Below are 14,531 nucleotides of genomic sequence, written 5' to 3'. Positions count from 1 at the left end.
AATGGCCCCCAGCGTGCTGGGAGGCCTATATAAATACGGGGAAGAATTCTTAGCCAGCCTGAACCGGGGCGGGAACTACCGCCTCGACCTCGATGTTGAACCTGACCTCCTCACCTACGAGCAGATGGCCCATCTCGAGCACCTGGTTCCAGCTCAGGCCCCAGTCCTTGCGGTTGAGCTTGCCCTCGGCACTGGCGCCCACGCGGGTCAGGCCCCAGGGGTCCTTGACCACGGGGGTGAGCTCGGCCTCGAGGGCTACCGGCTTGGTCACGTCGCGAATGGTGAGGTCGCCCAGGATGCGGTAGCGGTTGGAGCCCAGGGCCTCGATGCTGCTGCTGACGAAGCGCAGCTCGGGATACTGCTCGGCGTTGAGGAAATCGGCGGAGCGCAGATGCCCGTCGCGCTGGGGCTCGCCGGTCTCGATGCTGCTAGCGTCGATGCTCACCTCGATTTTGCTGGGCCTGCCCTGCTCATCGGCCTCGACGCTGCCGCGCACCTTTTTGAACTGGCCGCGGACGGTGAAGATGCCCATGTGCTTGACGGCAAAAGCTACGGTGGTGTGGCTGGGGTCCAGGTTCCACTGCATATTTGCTCTCCTCGTGTCGGCGAATTGCGTGCTTCATCGCCTAAATCGGATCGTAATATAGAGCGCTTTGATTTGTCAAGTGATTAGATCGACAAAGCAAAATGTGCTATGCTAAGTCGACTATGGCCAACCTACCCCACGACCCCGGCCATCGCGCCTTTTGCCCAGTGCACGAGGCGATCAACATCTTGCAGGAAAAGTGGACCCTGCACATCATCCGCAGCCTCCTCGATGGCCCCAAGGGTTTCAACGAGCTCTCGCGGGCGGTAGGCGGTTGCAACCCGGCGACTTTGGCCCAGCGGGTGGAAAAGCTGGTGGGGCTGGGCATCCTCGAGAAGACCGTCCACTCCACCATGCCTCCCCGCACCAGCTACGCTTTGACCGAGGCCGGTCGGGCCCTGCAGGAGGTGGTCGAGGCCATCGACCGTTGGAGCCGGCGATTCCTCAAGGAAGCAGTTGCCTGATCCTGGTTCAGATTGCTCCTGGTTCACTCATCTTATAACTTCCTACGCTTTGTAGGTATTCGTACAACAGTTGAAGTGTAGCGGGTGTAGCTTGATCCCATGCTAAAATCTGCCGAGCGCCCTGTGGAGCAACTGCTCGAGCTGATGGGGCACAAGGGGGTTTTCACCATCCTGCACAGTTTGCAGGGCGGCCCACTGCGCTTTGGCGTATTGCAACAGCTCACCAACCTCCCTCCCCGCACCCTTTCCTTGCGCCTGAAAGAACTCGAGGAGCTGCGCCTGATCAGCCGCACCGAGTACAACGAGGTTCCACCCCGCGTGGACTACGCCCTCACCGAACGTGGCCGGGGCCTCAAGCCCGCGCTCGAGGCCCTGGCGCAGTGGGAATCCAAAGTTCCTCGCTAGCCCTTCAGCAAATCCGCAGCACCTGGAGGACGATGAAGTCGGAACCCTCGTTGTTCTGCGGGTCTTTGGCCTTGAGCCGCAGGCGCAGGGTGTCGTTGACCTCGCAAGTGCTGTAGGGGATGCTGTCGATGGGCCTCCAGTCGCCATTGGACGCGGGGGTGACGGGGTAGGTGTTGGCGCCCTGCCCGGTGTTCGGGTCGTAGCCGGTGGTCACGTCCCAGGCCAGCGTGACTGCCTCGCCTTCGGGGTCGGTGGCGCTTCCGGAGAGCTTGACCACCTGGTCGGGCCCGATGGTGATGCCATTCTGGGGGCTGGTGATGTCGACCACAGGGGGCAGGTTGGCGGGCGGGTCGACCACGCTGATGTTCACGGAGGCGCTGGCGCTAGCGCCGTGGGAGTCGGTGCCGGTGAGGGTGAGGGTGCGGGGGCCGTTGGAGGCGAAGCTCATCGCAAGATCACAACCCGTGCCCAGGGTGGTGCTCCCGTCCTTCCAGACCATGCGGGAGCAGGCGAGCTGGTAGCTGGGTTCGTTGGGGTCGTAGCTCACCCCACGCGTGGCCGAGTACGCCCTGTTTTTGGCCTTCGACAAGGCCGGGGCCATTACCGGCTCGGCGCAGTTGTGCAGAACCGACGCATGCAATCCTTATCGCTTGATCTGGGTTTTTAGGGCCGCAACTTCGGCTTGCAGCGAGTGAAGGGTTGCAAGTTGAAGCTCCAGCTCCTGCACCCGGGCCTCGAGGGCCCTGTTTTGGGCTTCCAGTTTGGTGTTCAAGCCCTGAATGGCCGCCAGCGCCACCCCTTGCGCATCGGTGGTGTTGATGCTCTTATCGCCGTCACCCAACCTAAAAGCAGCGTAGAAATCCTGTGCCGAGGGGCCCATCTGGCGGGTCTTGGAGCCTTTCATGTTCCAGGTGGTGATGGGCATTTTGGCCACCGCTTCCAAAACCTTTGTTGCGTCCACCGGCTCGAAGTTCTCTTTGAGGTTTCGGTCGGAGGAGCAGGTCCAGCCGGTAGTGCCCGCTTTGAAGGAGCAGACCGCCGTGCCCGCCTCGAAGTAGGCCGCGAAACCGCCCCCCGTATTGGATCCCGCAACAGCCGCGTGGTCAGGACTGGTAGAGACCCCCACCACCGCATCGTTGCCCGAGCTGCTGCCGAACACCCCGACCCCGCTAGCGGCACAGCCGCCTACCGCATACGTTCCGGCACAGGAGGTTCCCCCCAGGGTGCCCACAACGCCTCGGGTGGTGCTGTTCCCCCACACCCCGATACCCAGCCCGCTATCGCCGTAGAGTGCGCTGCCGGTGTCACTAATGCCGCGCACTCCATTGCCGCTTACACTGCGCCCCAAAACCCCAACACCGCTGCTCTCGGCGCACCCGCCCACCCCAAAGGTGCCGGCGCACGACAGACCCGGATCACCCTGCGTACCCACGATACCTCGAGCGGTGCTGCGCCCCAGCACCCCGATACCCCCGCCGCTGCTCACGCTGCTGAGGGCGTTGCCAGCAGTATTGACTATCGAGAGGGCGGTTGCACTAGAACTGCTGAGACTCAAGGGAAGCGAGATTTTGCTGGCGGTAACCGCACCGTCTGCAAGCTTGGCATTCCCCACGCCGCCGTCTTTAACCGAGAAGGTGGTGCCCACAAGCTGGAGGCTGGTGCCATCGGCGGTGTAGCTCGTGCCAGGGCTGCCTACGATGTCGTCGGCCCAGGTCAGGCTGGAACCCTGGAGCTTCAAGACCTTGCCATCGGCGGGGGTGCCCTCCACAGCCAGGCGCGAGACCCCGATGGGGGCCTCCAGGGACTGCACTGCGGCTTTGAGGGTGCTGAAGTTAGCATTGACCTCTGCCGACTTGATGGGGTCTCCGGCTTTGAAGGTAAGCAGGTCGCCTACCGCCAAGCCAAACAACCCCCCTGCCGTCAATACAGCCCCCACCAGAAAAAGTTTGTTGTGTTGCACAGAAACCTCCTCTACTGCCATTTGGCTTCGTCCCACTTTGCGCTGTCCCAGTAGGCGGCGCTCGAGCCATTGCCTCCGGCGCCTCCACAAGCCGCCAAGCACAGCAGCAGCAGTACCATTCCGTAGCAACCCAGCTTTTTCATATCTTCCTCGAGCCCCCGCACAGGGGCACATTTGCACTGCCTTAAGGCTCAGTCCATAGCCCAGTACATGGTTACCCGATATTTGCCCTTGTGTCCCACAAACTCCACGTCCTCCTCGGGGGTCATCCGCTGCCCGTTCCAGCTATGATCCGGGCTGGGGATGTCGAGCACCTTCACGGCGGGCGGGAAGATGTCGTCGCCCATCCAGCTCGAGAAGGTGGAAATAAGGTAGTTGCCGACCTCCTTAACCTTTTCCGCCGCAAAACCCTTGATCAGGTCGAAGGCCTGGGGATTTAGAGCAGGCGCCGACGTTGCAGAGGTCTCGCTTGAGCCAAGTACCGTACCGCGCGGTACGGATGGAGTCAGGGTTCCACCCCCACCCCGCCGAACGGTGCCGCCCCCCACCCGTCCCAGCGCTGCATCCAGGGCTGCCGGGTTTAGCTTGGCCCGAAGGTCGTTGGCCAGGCGCTCGAGAAAATCGTTGCGACCATTCCCGGTATCGTGCTCGGCCAGCACCAACGAGGCCACCACCACCTTGGGGTAGGGGTAGACCAAGGGGTCACCTAAGTCCTGGATCACCAGGTCGCGCATCCAGTGCACCGTCTCGCTGCTATCGAAGTTGTTGCCCACCAGCTTGGAGCCTGAGGTGGTGACGGCGACAGACTTGTTGGCGTTGATGAGGGCGAGCACCGCCCCCAGGTAGATTTCATCGTTACCAAACTTTTCCGCCCAACTACCGCCGGTCTCGTCTACGCAGCGGACTCTGGGAATGCTTAGTGCGATCCTTGCCATGGTTTTCTCCCTTGTGTGCTCGCTCCAACGCTTCTTACTTCCACGAGTGAGGAGCGTCTACAAAGCTGTGTTTCCTCTCCAGATGCCGAAACCAATCGTTAGTGCAGCAGAACCACCCCCATTCCCCAGCCAGACTCGAGCGCTACCGCATTGACGTGAGGAAGCGCCTCGAGACGGATCAGCCAGACCTGCTCGGCCCCCGAGAAGTCCGGCTCGTCGGGGTCGGGCACGTCCATCTCCAGCAGCAGCTTCTCGCCCTCGAGCGAAGCCCGGAAGATGGCGATGGCGGTGGGCTCGCCGAGCGCTCTCAGAAGCCCCCGAATGCCCCCGCCGAGCTCAGGGGTGACCCCTTGCACCTCGAGGCGCTCCTCCCCGCTGCTGAAGTACCCGTGCAGCTTTCCTTGGGGGTCGAGTTTCAGCTCGAGGGTGCAGTCCACCCCACCGATCTGCCCCGCATAGATGCCCGGCCAATCTGGCGAAAAGCCCTGACTGGCTTCACCTGATGAAACCGGCTTATCCATGACCGCTCTCCTTCCCCTGCGCCCCTCAGGTCTCAATTCAGCCTTGGGGTCTAGCCTGGGGGAGGCCTGGTCAAAAGCCGGTCAAATATGGTCGAGAGCTAAACCACCCTACCCTCCCCGCGAATCCGGGTTATGCGACGGTGTACTATCGGTAACTTTCCTATAGATGCTTCAGGTTGGAGGAGAAGCTGCCTAGAGGAAAGCCTCGAGCCCCGGCAGAGCCTCGCCTACCTCCAAAAAGCGCTCCTGGGCCGCTTTGTACAACCGGGTAACGGCCTTGAGGCTTCCGGAGCGCCGGGTAGCTTGCAGGCTGAGCTGCAAGAAGCTGGTGTCGTAGGGTTCCATCTCGAGCAGGATCTGGGCCAGCCGGGAGGCCTCTTTGGGCTCACGCTCCAGCAAGGCCCTGGCCCCGGCATACAGGGCCTGGGTCAGCGCCTCGCGCACGCCGCCGTGCCAGCCTTCCGCCAGGCGCTCGAGGTAGGGCCCGCGCCACAAGTGAGCATCCCTGCTTTGCAAAAACTCCTCGGCATCGGAGCGGATGGCTCCGAGGGCGTAGCCGCTCGGGGTGCTCCGGATGGCTTCGGGCCCCAGGGTCATGCGGATGAGATGAACCTGTTGCTTGAGCGTGGCGCGGGCCCTGCTTTCCTCTGCCGTGGGGTAGAACACGTCGACTAGCTCGAGGGAGCTCACCTCGGTTCTTCCGGCGATGCGGGCCTCGAGCAAGTAGCACAGCAGCTCCAGGCGCTTCTTGCCCCGGTAGGTGATGGGCTGGCCGCTTTGCTCGAGTTCCACCGCACCCAGCACTTTGAGACAGAGCCCACCTTGGGAGGCAATTTCATGCGGCGGCTGGGACGGGCTGGCCAGCGCTGGGAAGTAGCGCAAAGCCAGCTTGGCCGGCCCCAGCAGGCCCTGGGATACGAACCAATCGTAGCGCCTGCGGGCTTCCTCGAGGTTGCCGGTGATGCGGTCTGCTTCCAGGGCGAAGCGTTCGGCCAGTTTGCGTTCTTGTTGTCCGGCGGAAGCCGCCTGGATAGCCTCGAGGGCTTCGGCCAGACGCCCATTGGCCTCCAGGGCCAGGCCGTAGGCAAAGTAGGCATCGGCCTGCTTGCCGCCCTCGCCGCTGCACAGGGCTAGGCACTCCTGCGCGACCTCCAACGCTGCCGAGGGGTTGCCGAGCTGGCTGTGAGCCCGGCTCAAGTAGGCCAGGCTCGAGGCCAGGAACTTGGCGTCTTGGTTCTCCTGGGCCAGCTCGCGCGCGGCCTGGGCGTGTTTGTGTGCCAGGATGGGGCCGTGCGGCGGCTGCCAGGTCAGGTAGAGGCGGGCCAGCTTGAGGTGGCTCTCGGCCTGCCACTGAACCTGATGGTGCTGGTACAGCAGGCCTTGAGCCTCGAGCATCAGCACCTCGGCCTGCTCGAATTCACCCTCGTCGGCCAGCATGTCGGCCAGGCGAAGCTGGACGACCGCGTAGCGCATGGTTTCCCCCGACTGCATGGCGAGGGTTCTGGCCTCTTGTAAGCAGCTTTTGGCCTCCTTACGCAGCCCCAAAGCGCTATGGGTGCTGGCGTGATTGAGCAGGCCGGCGATGGCGGCTTGTGCCGAGCCCGTGGATTTGGCTAAGGCGATGAAGCGCTCCTCGCTTTCCAGCGCCTGGACATGGCAGCCTCGATAGCTCTGGATCTGCCCCTGGAGGTTGAGCGCCGTGAGCTGAAGGGCCGGAGGTAGCAAAGGGGGGCTGGGCAGTTCCCGCAGGATGCGCTCTGCTGCGTCAAGCCTACCCAAGAAGGCCAGGCAGGAGCCCACCTGGAGGTGGGTTCGGGGCCTGGCCCTGGCCTGATAGTCGGGCCGTTGCTCCCACAGCTCGACGGCCTGCTGCCAGTGACCACCCTGGCCCAGGACGTAGATTTGGGTCTCCCACCAACGAAGCGCGCCATCCTCCGCTGGGGGAAGCTGCCGGAGCGAGGCCTCGGCTTCGTGGATGTGCCCTTGTATCGCCAGCAACTCGGCCAGCAGCAGCACCGCCTCCGGGTTGGGCGGGGTGGCGGAAGCCGCGATTTCGGCCATCTGGATGGCTCGAGTGGGGTTTGTGCCCTTGAGAAGCTGGGCGGCTTTGAATGCGCGCTCGGCCCGCTCGAGGCCGCTGCTCCACCTCACCGCCTCCGCCAGCCACCGAGCCTGGCTCGGCCTGTCCCCCCGAGCTTCTGCGCTTTGTGCGGCGGCCTCGAGCAGCCTGAGGGCTTCCCCAGGTTCCAGGTGGGCCATCTCGATGAAGCGAGCTGCCTCTTCAGGCTGCTGTGCCAGCGCCGCCAGAGCCCGACGGGCGTAGATCTGCTTGCGTAGGCTGGGGATCTCCCGCTCGGCCACTTCCTGAATCAGTGGGTGGGCAAAGCGACCCTGCAGCAAGACCCCCTTTTGGCATAGAAGCTGCTGGATGTGGCCCAGGGTTGGGCCATCTACACCGGCCACCCTGGACCACAGCGCTTCAAAAGTTTCGCCGTGGAGCCTGCTGGGTAGTATGGCCCGCGCCTCCAGGGCGGCTTGCAGCTTTGGGGTGTCGGCAATCCCAGAGAGTAGCCGGGCGATCAGCGCTTCTACGCTCACGGGAACGAAGTCATCCGGGGGCTGTCTCCAGTGCCAGCGCCGGCCGTCCGACCAGAAGTAGCCCTGCCGGGAGAGGTAGCGCCAGAACTCCAGCGTGAAGAGGGGGTTCCCCTGCGCGCGGGAAAAGACCCACTCCAGGCCCTCCTGGGGCAGCTCATGTGCGGCTTCGGCCTGGAGCAGATGGTCCGACTCCACCTGGCTCAAAGGCTCGAGGCGGTAGCCTTTAAAAGGCTCGAGGGGTTCGCCGCGGCTGGTGACCACAAGCCCCACCCCCCGCAGGCGCAGGACGACTTGGGCAAGCTTTTGGATCAGCTCGAGGCGCTCAGGGCCGGCTTTGTGGAGATCCTCGAGGTGAAGCACGAAGGGGGCCAGGGCGTTCAGGGTGGCTGCCAGGGTGGCTGCTAGGGTGGCTACCGGCAGGTGCTGGCCCTGCAGGAGCTGCTGACGCTGGGCCTCGGTCCAGGCGGGTCGCCTGGGAGGCCGGGGGAGGGAGAGGAGCAGGGCTTTGTCGGGAAGGGTGGCGTGCAGGCTCAGGCTCTGGCAGGGGGTCTCCCGCAGCAGGGCCTGGGTGGTGAAGGTCTTGCCCACCCCGGCTTCGCCCCACAGCCACAGCACCCGGCCCGGGCGCCTGCAGAGCACCGCCCAGAGGTGCTGCCTGAGCTGGGTGATGACTTCCTGGCGCACGCCGCTTCCCACAGTTGAAGTGCATCGTACAAACCCTGCCGCTACACTTGCGTTAACATCGTACCCCCTCTCCTCCGGTGGAGAAGAGGGGGCCGGTGAGCGAGGTTTTTTAGAAGTCCATGTCGCCACCCATGCCGCCGGCGGGGGCAGCGGGGGCTTTCTTCTCTTCGGGCTTCTCGGCCACCACGGCCTCGGTGGTGAGGATCAGCGAGCCGATGGAAGCGGCGTTCTGCAGGGCGGTACGGGTGACCTTGGCGGGGTCGACGATGCCGTAGGCCATCATGTCGCCGTACTCACCGGTGGCGGCGTTGAAGCCGTAGCTCTTCTCGTTCTTGCTGAGGAGCTGGTTGACCACCACGCTGCCCTCGTAGCCGGCGTTGGCCGCGATCTGGCGGGCGGGCTCCTCCAGGGCCCGCAGCACGATCTTGGCGCCGGTGGCCTCATCGCCCTCGAGCTGCTCGAGCAGCTTCTTCACCGCGGGCACGGTGCGCAGCAGGGCCACACCGCCACCGGGCACGATGCCTTCCTCCACGGCGGCGCGGGCGGTGGAGAGGGCGTCCTCGTAGCGGTGCTTCTTCTCCTTCAGCTCGGTCTCGGTGGCTGCACCCACGCGGATGACGGCCACGCCACCAGCCAGCTTGGCCAGGCGCTCCTGGAGCTTCTCCTTGGCGTACTCGCTGTCGGAGGTCTCGAGCTCCTTCTTGATGCCGTTGATGCGGGCGTCGATGTCTTCCTTCTTGCCCTTGCCGCCCACCACGGTGGTCTCGTCCTTGGTGATGCGCACGCGCTCAGCACGGCCCAGCATGGAGAGGGTGGCGTTCTCGAGCTTGAAGCCCAGCTCCTCGGAGATCACCGTGCCGCCGGTCACTGCGGCGAGGTCCTTGAGCATCTCCTTGCGGCGGTCGCCGAAGCCCGGGGCCTTCACGGCGGCGACGTTGAGGGTGCCGCGCAGCTTGTTGACCACCAGCGTAGCCAGGGCTTCGCCCTCCACGTCCTCGGCGATGATCAGCATGGGCTTGCCGGTCTGGGCTACCTGCTCGAGCACGGGCAGCAGCTCGCGCACGTTGGAGACCTTCTTCTCGGTGATCAGGATGTAAGGATCATCGAGGCTGGCCTCCATGGTGTCGGGGTTGTTGACGAAGTAGGGCGAGATGTAGCCCTTGTCGAACTGGTACCCCTCCACGAAGTCCAGCTCGGTGTCGAGGCTCTTGGACTCCTCGACGGTGATCACTCCGTCGCGGCCCACCTTCTCCATGGCATCGGCGATCAGGTTGCCGATCTCCTGATCGTTGTTGGCCGATACCGCGGCCACCTCGAAGATGGCTTTGCGGTCGTTGACCGGCTCAGCCATCTCCCGAATGGCCTTGATCGCCACGTCCACAGCCTTGTTGATGCCGCGCTGCAGGGCCAGCGGGTTAGCTCCGGCAGCCACGTTCCTCAGGCCCTCGCGCACGATGGCCTGGCCCAGCACGGTGGCGGTGGTGGTGCCGTCACCGGTGATGTCGTTGGTCTTGGAGGCGATCTCGATGAGGAGCTTGGCCCCGATGTTTTCCAGGTGATCTTCGAGCTCGATCTCCTTGGCTACGGACACGCCGTCCTTGGTGATGGTGGGGGAGCCGAACTTCTTCTCCAGCACCACGTTGCGGCCACGGGGGCCCAGGGTCACTTTCACGGCGTTGGCCACGGCGTTGGCCCCGCGCTCGAGGGCGCGACGGGCAGCCTCGTCGAAAACAAGCATCTTAGCCATATCAAAGCTCCTTTCAGTCGTATCGAACAGCGTTTAGTGAGCATCAAGGGCTGGTTTGGCTCTTAGCTCCAGGCCCCTGACCCTCGACGATTTAGATCACAGCCAGCAGGTCGCGTTCGGAGAGGATGATGTACTCCTCGCCGTCGATCTCGATCTCGGTGCCGCCGTACTTGGCGAAAACCACGGTGTCGCCTTCCTTGACCTCCAGGGGCACCTTGGTGCCGTTGTCCAGCACGCGGCCCGAGCCCACGGCGATCACTTTGCCCTTCTGGGGCTTTTCCTTGGCAGTGTCGGGGAGCAGGATGCCGCCCTTGGTGGTGGCCTGTTCTTCGATGCGCTGGACCACAACACGGTCGCCCAGAGGCTTGAGTGCGGTTTTGGTCGCCATAATTCCTCCTTTGACAGTTATGGGTTTAGAGTGTCAACCCGAGATCACAGTATTAGCTTCGGACTCCCGCTTGTCAAGGGTCAAGGCTATGAACTTGAGTGCTCCACAGTCAAGTTTGTGAGTGTATGCATATTCACATGCCGCTGCCCCACCGCTGGCGCAGGGCTTCGTAGAGCAGCAGGGCCGCCGATACCGAGACGTTGAGGCTGTCGGCCTGGCCTTGCATGGGTATGCGCACGGCGAGCTGGGCGGCCTCGAGCCACTGGGGGCCCAGGCCCTGGTGTTCGGGGCCCACGGCAATGGCGACCGGGCCCCGCAGGTCCACGTCCCAGTACAGCCGCTTGGCGTGGGGGGTGGCGGCGACGAGGGTGAGGCCTCGAGCCTTCAGCCAGTCCAGTACTTCGCCTTCGGAGGCGGCCACCGTGGGCAGACTGAACACCACCCCGGTGCTGTTGCGGATTACCTGTGGGCCGTAGAGGTCCACGCCCCCCACCGCGATCACCGCGTGGGCCCCGGCGGCGTCGGCGCAGCGGAGGACGGCGCCGAGGTTGCCCGGTTTTTCCAGCCCCACGCCGATGAGCACTAGGGGGTTGGGAGGGAGCCTCAGCTGCTCGAGCGAGCGCCGGGGAAGGCGGGCGACGGCGATGAGGCCGGCAGGGTTCTCGCGGCTGGAGAGCTTCTTGAGCGGGGCCTCGGCCAGGGCGAGGCACCTGAGACCTTTGCCATGGGTCAGGGTGCGGTGGAGCGCTTCCTCGTCGGGGTGCAGCGGGCCGTCGCGTACGAGCAGCAGCTCGAGTTCGACACCCGCCTGCAGGGCTCGCTCGATCTCACGGGCTCCTTCGATCAGGAGCCGGCCCTCCTGCTCACGCTCCCGGCGCCCCATCAGCCGCGAAAGGGCTTTGATGCGGGGGTTGGCGGCGCTGGTGATGAGCTCCATGCCTCAACTCTAAGCCTCGCCGAGGCTCAGGGCTGCCCCCAAGGCGGTGGCCCAGCCGCTGTGAGGGGGGATGAGGGGCCGGGGTTCGACGAGGTAGAACTGCCAGACCCGCTCCAGGGCCTGCCGCAAAGGCTCGAGGTCGGGCAGGTGGCCCACGATCACGATGCGCTCGAGCCCGGCAGCCCTGGCTGCGTTGAGCGCGATCACCCCGATCACCTGCCCCACGATGGTGAAGAGCCCGGCGGCGATGTCCTCTCGGCTGGGGGGGTGCTCCAGCTCGGCTACCTTGCCGAAGTTCACGGCGGTGGCCGAAGCCGGCAGGTGCCCGATTCCCCCGCCGATGGCGTCGGCCAGGGTGGAGTCCACGCCGCCGGGGTCTCCGGCCTCGGCCAAGCGGGCGAGCTCGAGCGGGTCGGCGGTGCCGATGAGCAGCCGGGAGAGGCCCAGCAGTGTGCCGCCCCCGACCGCGCTGCCGGTGACGTGCTCGAAGCTACCCTCGCGGGCGGCGATCATGGCGGTGCCGGTGCCCGCCGAGACCACCAGGGCCCGCCCCAACCCCGCCAGCGCCAGCCCTCCGCGCCCGATGGCCTCGGCCTCCCCGACCTTGTGCACCCGAACCCCCCCGACCTGCTCGGGCAGGTTGCGGTGCAGGCCGCCGGTGGTGGCGATGGCCGAGAGCCGGGAGAGCTCGAGGTTTTGCGCGGCCAGGACCTGCTGGAGCACTTCCAGCCGCGCAGGCCCGGTGTGGTGCAGGGTCCACCGGCGCACCATGCGCTCCCCTTCGACCAGTACCGCGTCGGTGTTGGTCAGGCCGAAGTCGATGCCGAGTTTCATGGGCCTGAGCTTACCGCATCGGCTTGGCCTCCGCAGAGCCGATGCCTCGCGCACGCGGCTGCGCGGCGTACGCAGCCCGTTTCCCACGGCCTCAGGATAGCGGCTGGAGTTCGACCCTCGCCCGGATGACGCGGTAGCCCTCGAGGCCAGCCCTGAGCTCGAGCCCGACCCCGTGCAATGCGGGCAGCTCCTCGAGCATCTGCGAGACCCGCAACAGCAGCTCCTGCAGCGCATCCAGGTCGGCCTTGCCCTCCAGTGCCCGCAGCATCTCCGAGGCGTCTTGGTTGGAGAGGGGGGTGATGCGCACGGCCAGCAACTGCGGCCCCAGCGGCAGGTCGGTCAGGCTCAGTGAGATCACCGGGCCGAAGAGCTCGTCGTGACGCACCCCGAGCTCCAGCGCAAGCCCCTCGGCTTGGGGGGCCTGGGGGATGGCGAAAATCTCCAGCAGGCGCTGGGTCTCCTCCGCCGTGAGTTCTCCTTGGCGACCTTGCAGCAGGGCGCGGGCGGCCTCGAGGTCGGGCCCGAAGTCGGGGAACTCGCCGGTGGGGTGGCTCTTCCAGCGAGCATAGGCCACCGTGAGACCCAGGGCTCGCGCCGCCGACTCGGGAAAGCGGTATACCGGCACCTGTTCCTCGCCCACCCGGAAGAGCACCTGGCTTTTGGTCATGAAGCAGGCCAGCGCGGTCTTGGTGCTGCCGGCCTGACGGGCCTCCAGCAGGGCCTGGCGCAGGGTCTCGGCCACCGCGAGCGGCTCGGAGAAGCCCATGGGCACGAAGAGGGCCATGACGCTGTCGTACTGCGGGTCTTGCAGCACTTGGCGGGCGGTCTGGCCGAACTCCTCGGGGCCGGCCACCGAGCCCAGATCGTGGTGGGTAACCTCGAGGCCCATGGCTCGCAGGGCTTCGACGGCCAGGGTGCCGGGGCCGCTGGCGTTGGAAACCAAGGCCACGTGATGGCGGCCATCCGCCCGCACCGCGGGCGCGGGCTGGTGGGCCAGCAGCGCGGCGGCGTCGAACATCTCCTCCAGGCTCTCCGCCCGCACCACCCCGGCCTGGGCGAAGAGGGCCTCCACCACCGGGTCGCGCCCCGGACGCACCACCACGATGGGCTTCTTACGCCCCACCCGTCGCGCCAGCCGGGCGAAGCGGCGGGGATTGCCGAAGGACTCGAGGTACAGCAGAATCAGCCCGGTTTCGGGATCGTCCTCCCAGAACTGCAGCAGGTCGTTGCTGGAGACGTCGGCCTTGGCCCCCAAGCTCACGAAGCTCGATAGGCCCAGCCCCATCTCGCGGGCGTACTCGAGCACCGCCAGTCCCAGCGAGCCGCTTTGCGAGGAGAGGGCGATGTTGCCATGCTCGGGCATGGGGGTGAGGCCCGCGGCGAGGCGCACCTCGGGGTGGGTGTGGATCAGGCCCAGCGAGCCCGGCCCCACCAGCCGCATCCCGTAGCGGCGGCAGACCTCCACCAGCGCGAGGGTGGTGGAGCGCTCGAGGCGAATGGTGAGCACCACCAAGGCCCGTACCCCGCGCTGTCCACAGGCCTCGGCTGCCGCCACCACCTGCTCGGGCGGGGTGGTGAGGATGGCCAGGTCCACGGGGCCGGGGATGGCCTTGACCGAGGGGTAGGCCAGGATCGAGCCCACCACCAGCACTTCTCCCGCGGCAGGGGAGGCCGCCGGGTTGACCGGGTAGACCGGCCCGGCGAAGCGGTTTCTGACCAGGTTTTCCAGCACCCGGTAGCCCACGCTTTGGGGGTCGCGGCTGGCACCCACCACCGCGACCCCGCGCGGCCGGAAGAAGGGGTAGAGCGAGGCCAGTGTGGCGATTTGGTCGCGCCACTCGAAGCGGGCCACGGTCTCGGCGCTGGGCTCGAGCTCGAAGCTGACCTCCACCTCCCCGGCCTCGTTCTCGGTGTGGACCTCGAAGCCGCTGCTGCGAAAGACGTCGAGCATCTGCCGGTTTTCCAGCAGGGTGAAGGCGTGAAAGCGCCGGATGCCCCGGCGGGCGGCGATGAGGGCCAGGCGCTCCAAAAGCAGCGTGCCCAGGCCCTTGCCCTGGTACCAGTCGTCCACCAGGAAGGCCACCTCGGCGCTGTCGGCCCCCGGCCCCTCCGGCACGAACTCCCCAGTGGCGATGATGCGCTGGGGGTCGCCCGCAAGCACGATCAAGGTGAAGCGCTCCTCGCCGGGCTTCTGCCTGAGCAGCAAATCCACCGCGGCCTCGGGGCTGATCTCGGAGAAAAAGCGGTATTGCCGGGCCTGGGGGGAGAGGCGGCTGAGGAAGTCCAAAAACAGCCCCCGGTCGGCGGGCGTGGCCTGGCGCAAAAAGGCGGTGCGGCCATCCTTGAGGATCACCGGCCCCGACTCGAGGCCGTGCTGCGGTGTGGGTGCTGGGTAGTAGCGCTCAGGCATGGGATCCTCCTCCGTATTTTCCAGGGGATGCCCGGGCTTCACAACCTCCCCGCTTCCTGCTT

General features: G+C 65.7%; 14 protein-coding genes. 2 read left to right on the top strand and 12 right to left on the bottom strand.

Annotation, left to right across the window (positions count from 1 at the left end):
• Positions 1-49: 49 nt before the first annotated feature.
• Complete coding sequence (locus B047_RS0112160; protein WP_018467243.1) at positions 50-586, bottom strand: YceI family protein; 537 nt, start codon at positions 584-586, stop codon at positions 50-52.
• Between the two features lie 122 nt (positions 587-708).
• Here B047_RS0112160 and B047_RS0112155 point away from each other — a divergent pair, with 122 nt between their 5' ends.
• Complete coding sequence (locus tag B047_RS0112155; protein WP_018467242.1) at positions 709-1,050, top strand: winged helix-turn-helix transcriptional regulator; 342 nt, start codon at positions 709-711, stop codon at positions 1,048-1,050.
• A gap of 99 nt (positions 1,051-1,149) precedes the next feature.
• Positions 1,150-1,455 (top strand): winged helix-turn-helix transcriptional regulator, encoded by a 306-nt coding sequence (locus B047_RS0112150; protein WP_026234855.1) that lies wholly within the window; start codon positions 1,150-1,152, stop codon positions 1,453-1,455.
• A 4-nt stretch (positions 1,456-1,459) separates the two neighbouring features.
• On the opposite strand, the gene B047_RS0112145 is transcribed toward B047_RS0112150, so the two are convergent.
• The 11 genes from B047_RS0112145 to B047_RS0112095 form a co-directional block, all read right to left on the bottom strand.
• The gene (locus tag B047_RS0112145) at positions 1,460-2,095 is read right to left on the bottom strand and encodes a hypothetical protein (RefSeq protein ID WP_169336603.1); all 636 of its coding nucleotides are present in this window, start codon (positions 2,093-2,095) and stop codon (positions 1,460-1,462) included.
• Positions 2,096-2,098: 3 nt separating this feature from the next.
• Positions 2,099-3,415 carry a tail fiber domain-containing protein gene (locus B047_RS17270; RefSeq protein ID WP_169336604.1) on the bottom strand — a complete coding sequence of 439 codons (1,317 nt, stop codon included), beginning with the start codon at positions 3,413-3,415 and terminating at the stop codon, positions 2,099-2,101.
• A gap of 11 nt (positions 3,416-3,426) precedes the next feature.
• Positions 3,427-3,558: a hypothetical protein gene (locus B047_RS18560; RefSeq protein WP_018467239.1), complete on the bottom strand. Its 132-nt coding sequence runs from the start codon at positions 3,556-3,558 to the stop codon at positions 3,427-3,429.
• Between the two features lie 48 nt (positions 3,559-3,606).
• The gene (locus tag B047_RS0112130; protein WP_157205912.1) at positions 3,607-4,350 is read right to left on the bottom strand and encodes a ubiquitin family protein; all 744 of its coding nucleotides are present in this window, start codon (positions 4,348-4,350) and stop codon (positions 3,607-3,609) included.
• A 98-nt stretch (positions 4,351-4,448) separates the two neighbouring features.
• Positions 4,449-4,871 (bottom strand): hypothetical protein, encoded by a 423-nt coding sequence (locus B047_RS0112125; RefSeq protein ID WP_157205911.1) that lies wholly within the window; start codon positions 4,869-4,871, stop codon positions 4,449-4,451.
• A 192-nt stretch (positions 4,872-5,063) separates the two neighbouring features.
• Positions 5,064-8,165 (bottom strand): ATP-binding protein, encoded by a 3,102-nt coding sequence (locus B047_RS0112120; protein WP_157205910.1) that lies wholly within the window; start codon positions 8,163-8,165, stop codon positions 5,064-5,066.
• 97 nt (positions 8,166-8,262) lie between these two features.
• A complete protein-coding gene (gene groL, locus B047_RS0112115) occupies positions 8,263-9,900 on the bottom strand; it encodes a chaperonin GroEL (RefSeq protein ID WP_018467235.1) in 1,638 nt (545 codons plus the stop codon).
• Positions 9,901-9,991: 91 nt separating this feature from the next.
• Positions 9,992-10,288: a co-chaperone GroES gene (gene groES, locus B047_RS0112110; protein ID WP_018467234.1), complete on the bottom strand. Its 297-nt coding sequence runs from the start codon at positions 10,286-10,288 to the stop codon at positions 9,992-9,994.
• A 133-nt stretch (positions 10,289-10,421) separates the two neighbouring features.
• Positions 10,422-11,225: a TrmH family RNA methyltransferase gene (locus B047_RS0112105; protein ID WP_018467233.1), complete on the bottom strand. Its 804-nt coding sequence runs from the start codon at positions 11,223-11,225 to the stop codon at positions 10,422-10,424.
• Positions 11,226-11,234: 9 nt separating this feature from the next.
• Positions 11,235-12,059, bottom strand: a complete 825-nt coding sequence (locus tag B047_RS0112100; protein ID WP_018467232.1) for an acetate and sugar kinases/Hsc70/actin family protein — start codon at positions 12,057-12,059, stop codon at positions 11,235-11,237.
• Positions 12,060-12,150: 91 nt separating this feature from the next.
• Positions 12,151-14,469, bottom strand: a complete 2,319-nt coding sequence (locus tag B047_RS0112095; RefSeq protein ID WP_018467231.1) for a bifunctional acetate--CoA ligase family protein/GNAT family N-acetyltransferase — start codon at positions 14,467-14,469, stop codon at positions 12,151-12,153.
• Positions 14,470-14,531: the final 62 nt, after the last annotated feature.

It is taken from the genome of Calidithermus timidus DSM 17022, assembly GCF_000373205.1.
Lineage (GTDB): Bacteria > Deinococcota > Deinococci > Deinococcales > Thermaceae > Calidithermus > Calidithermus timidus.
The sequence above is the reverse complement of the archived record's forward strand: the minus strand, read 5'-3'. Positions and strand labels throughout refer to the sequence as shown.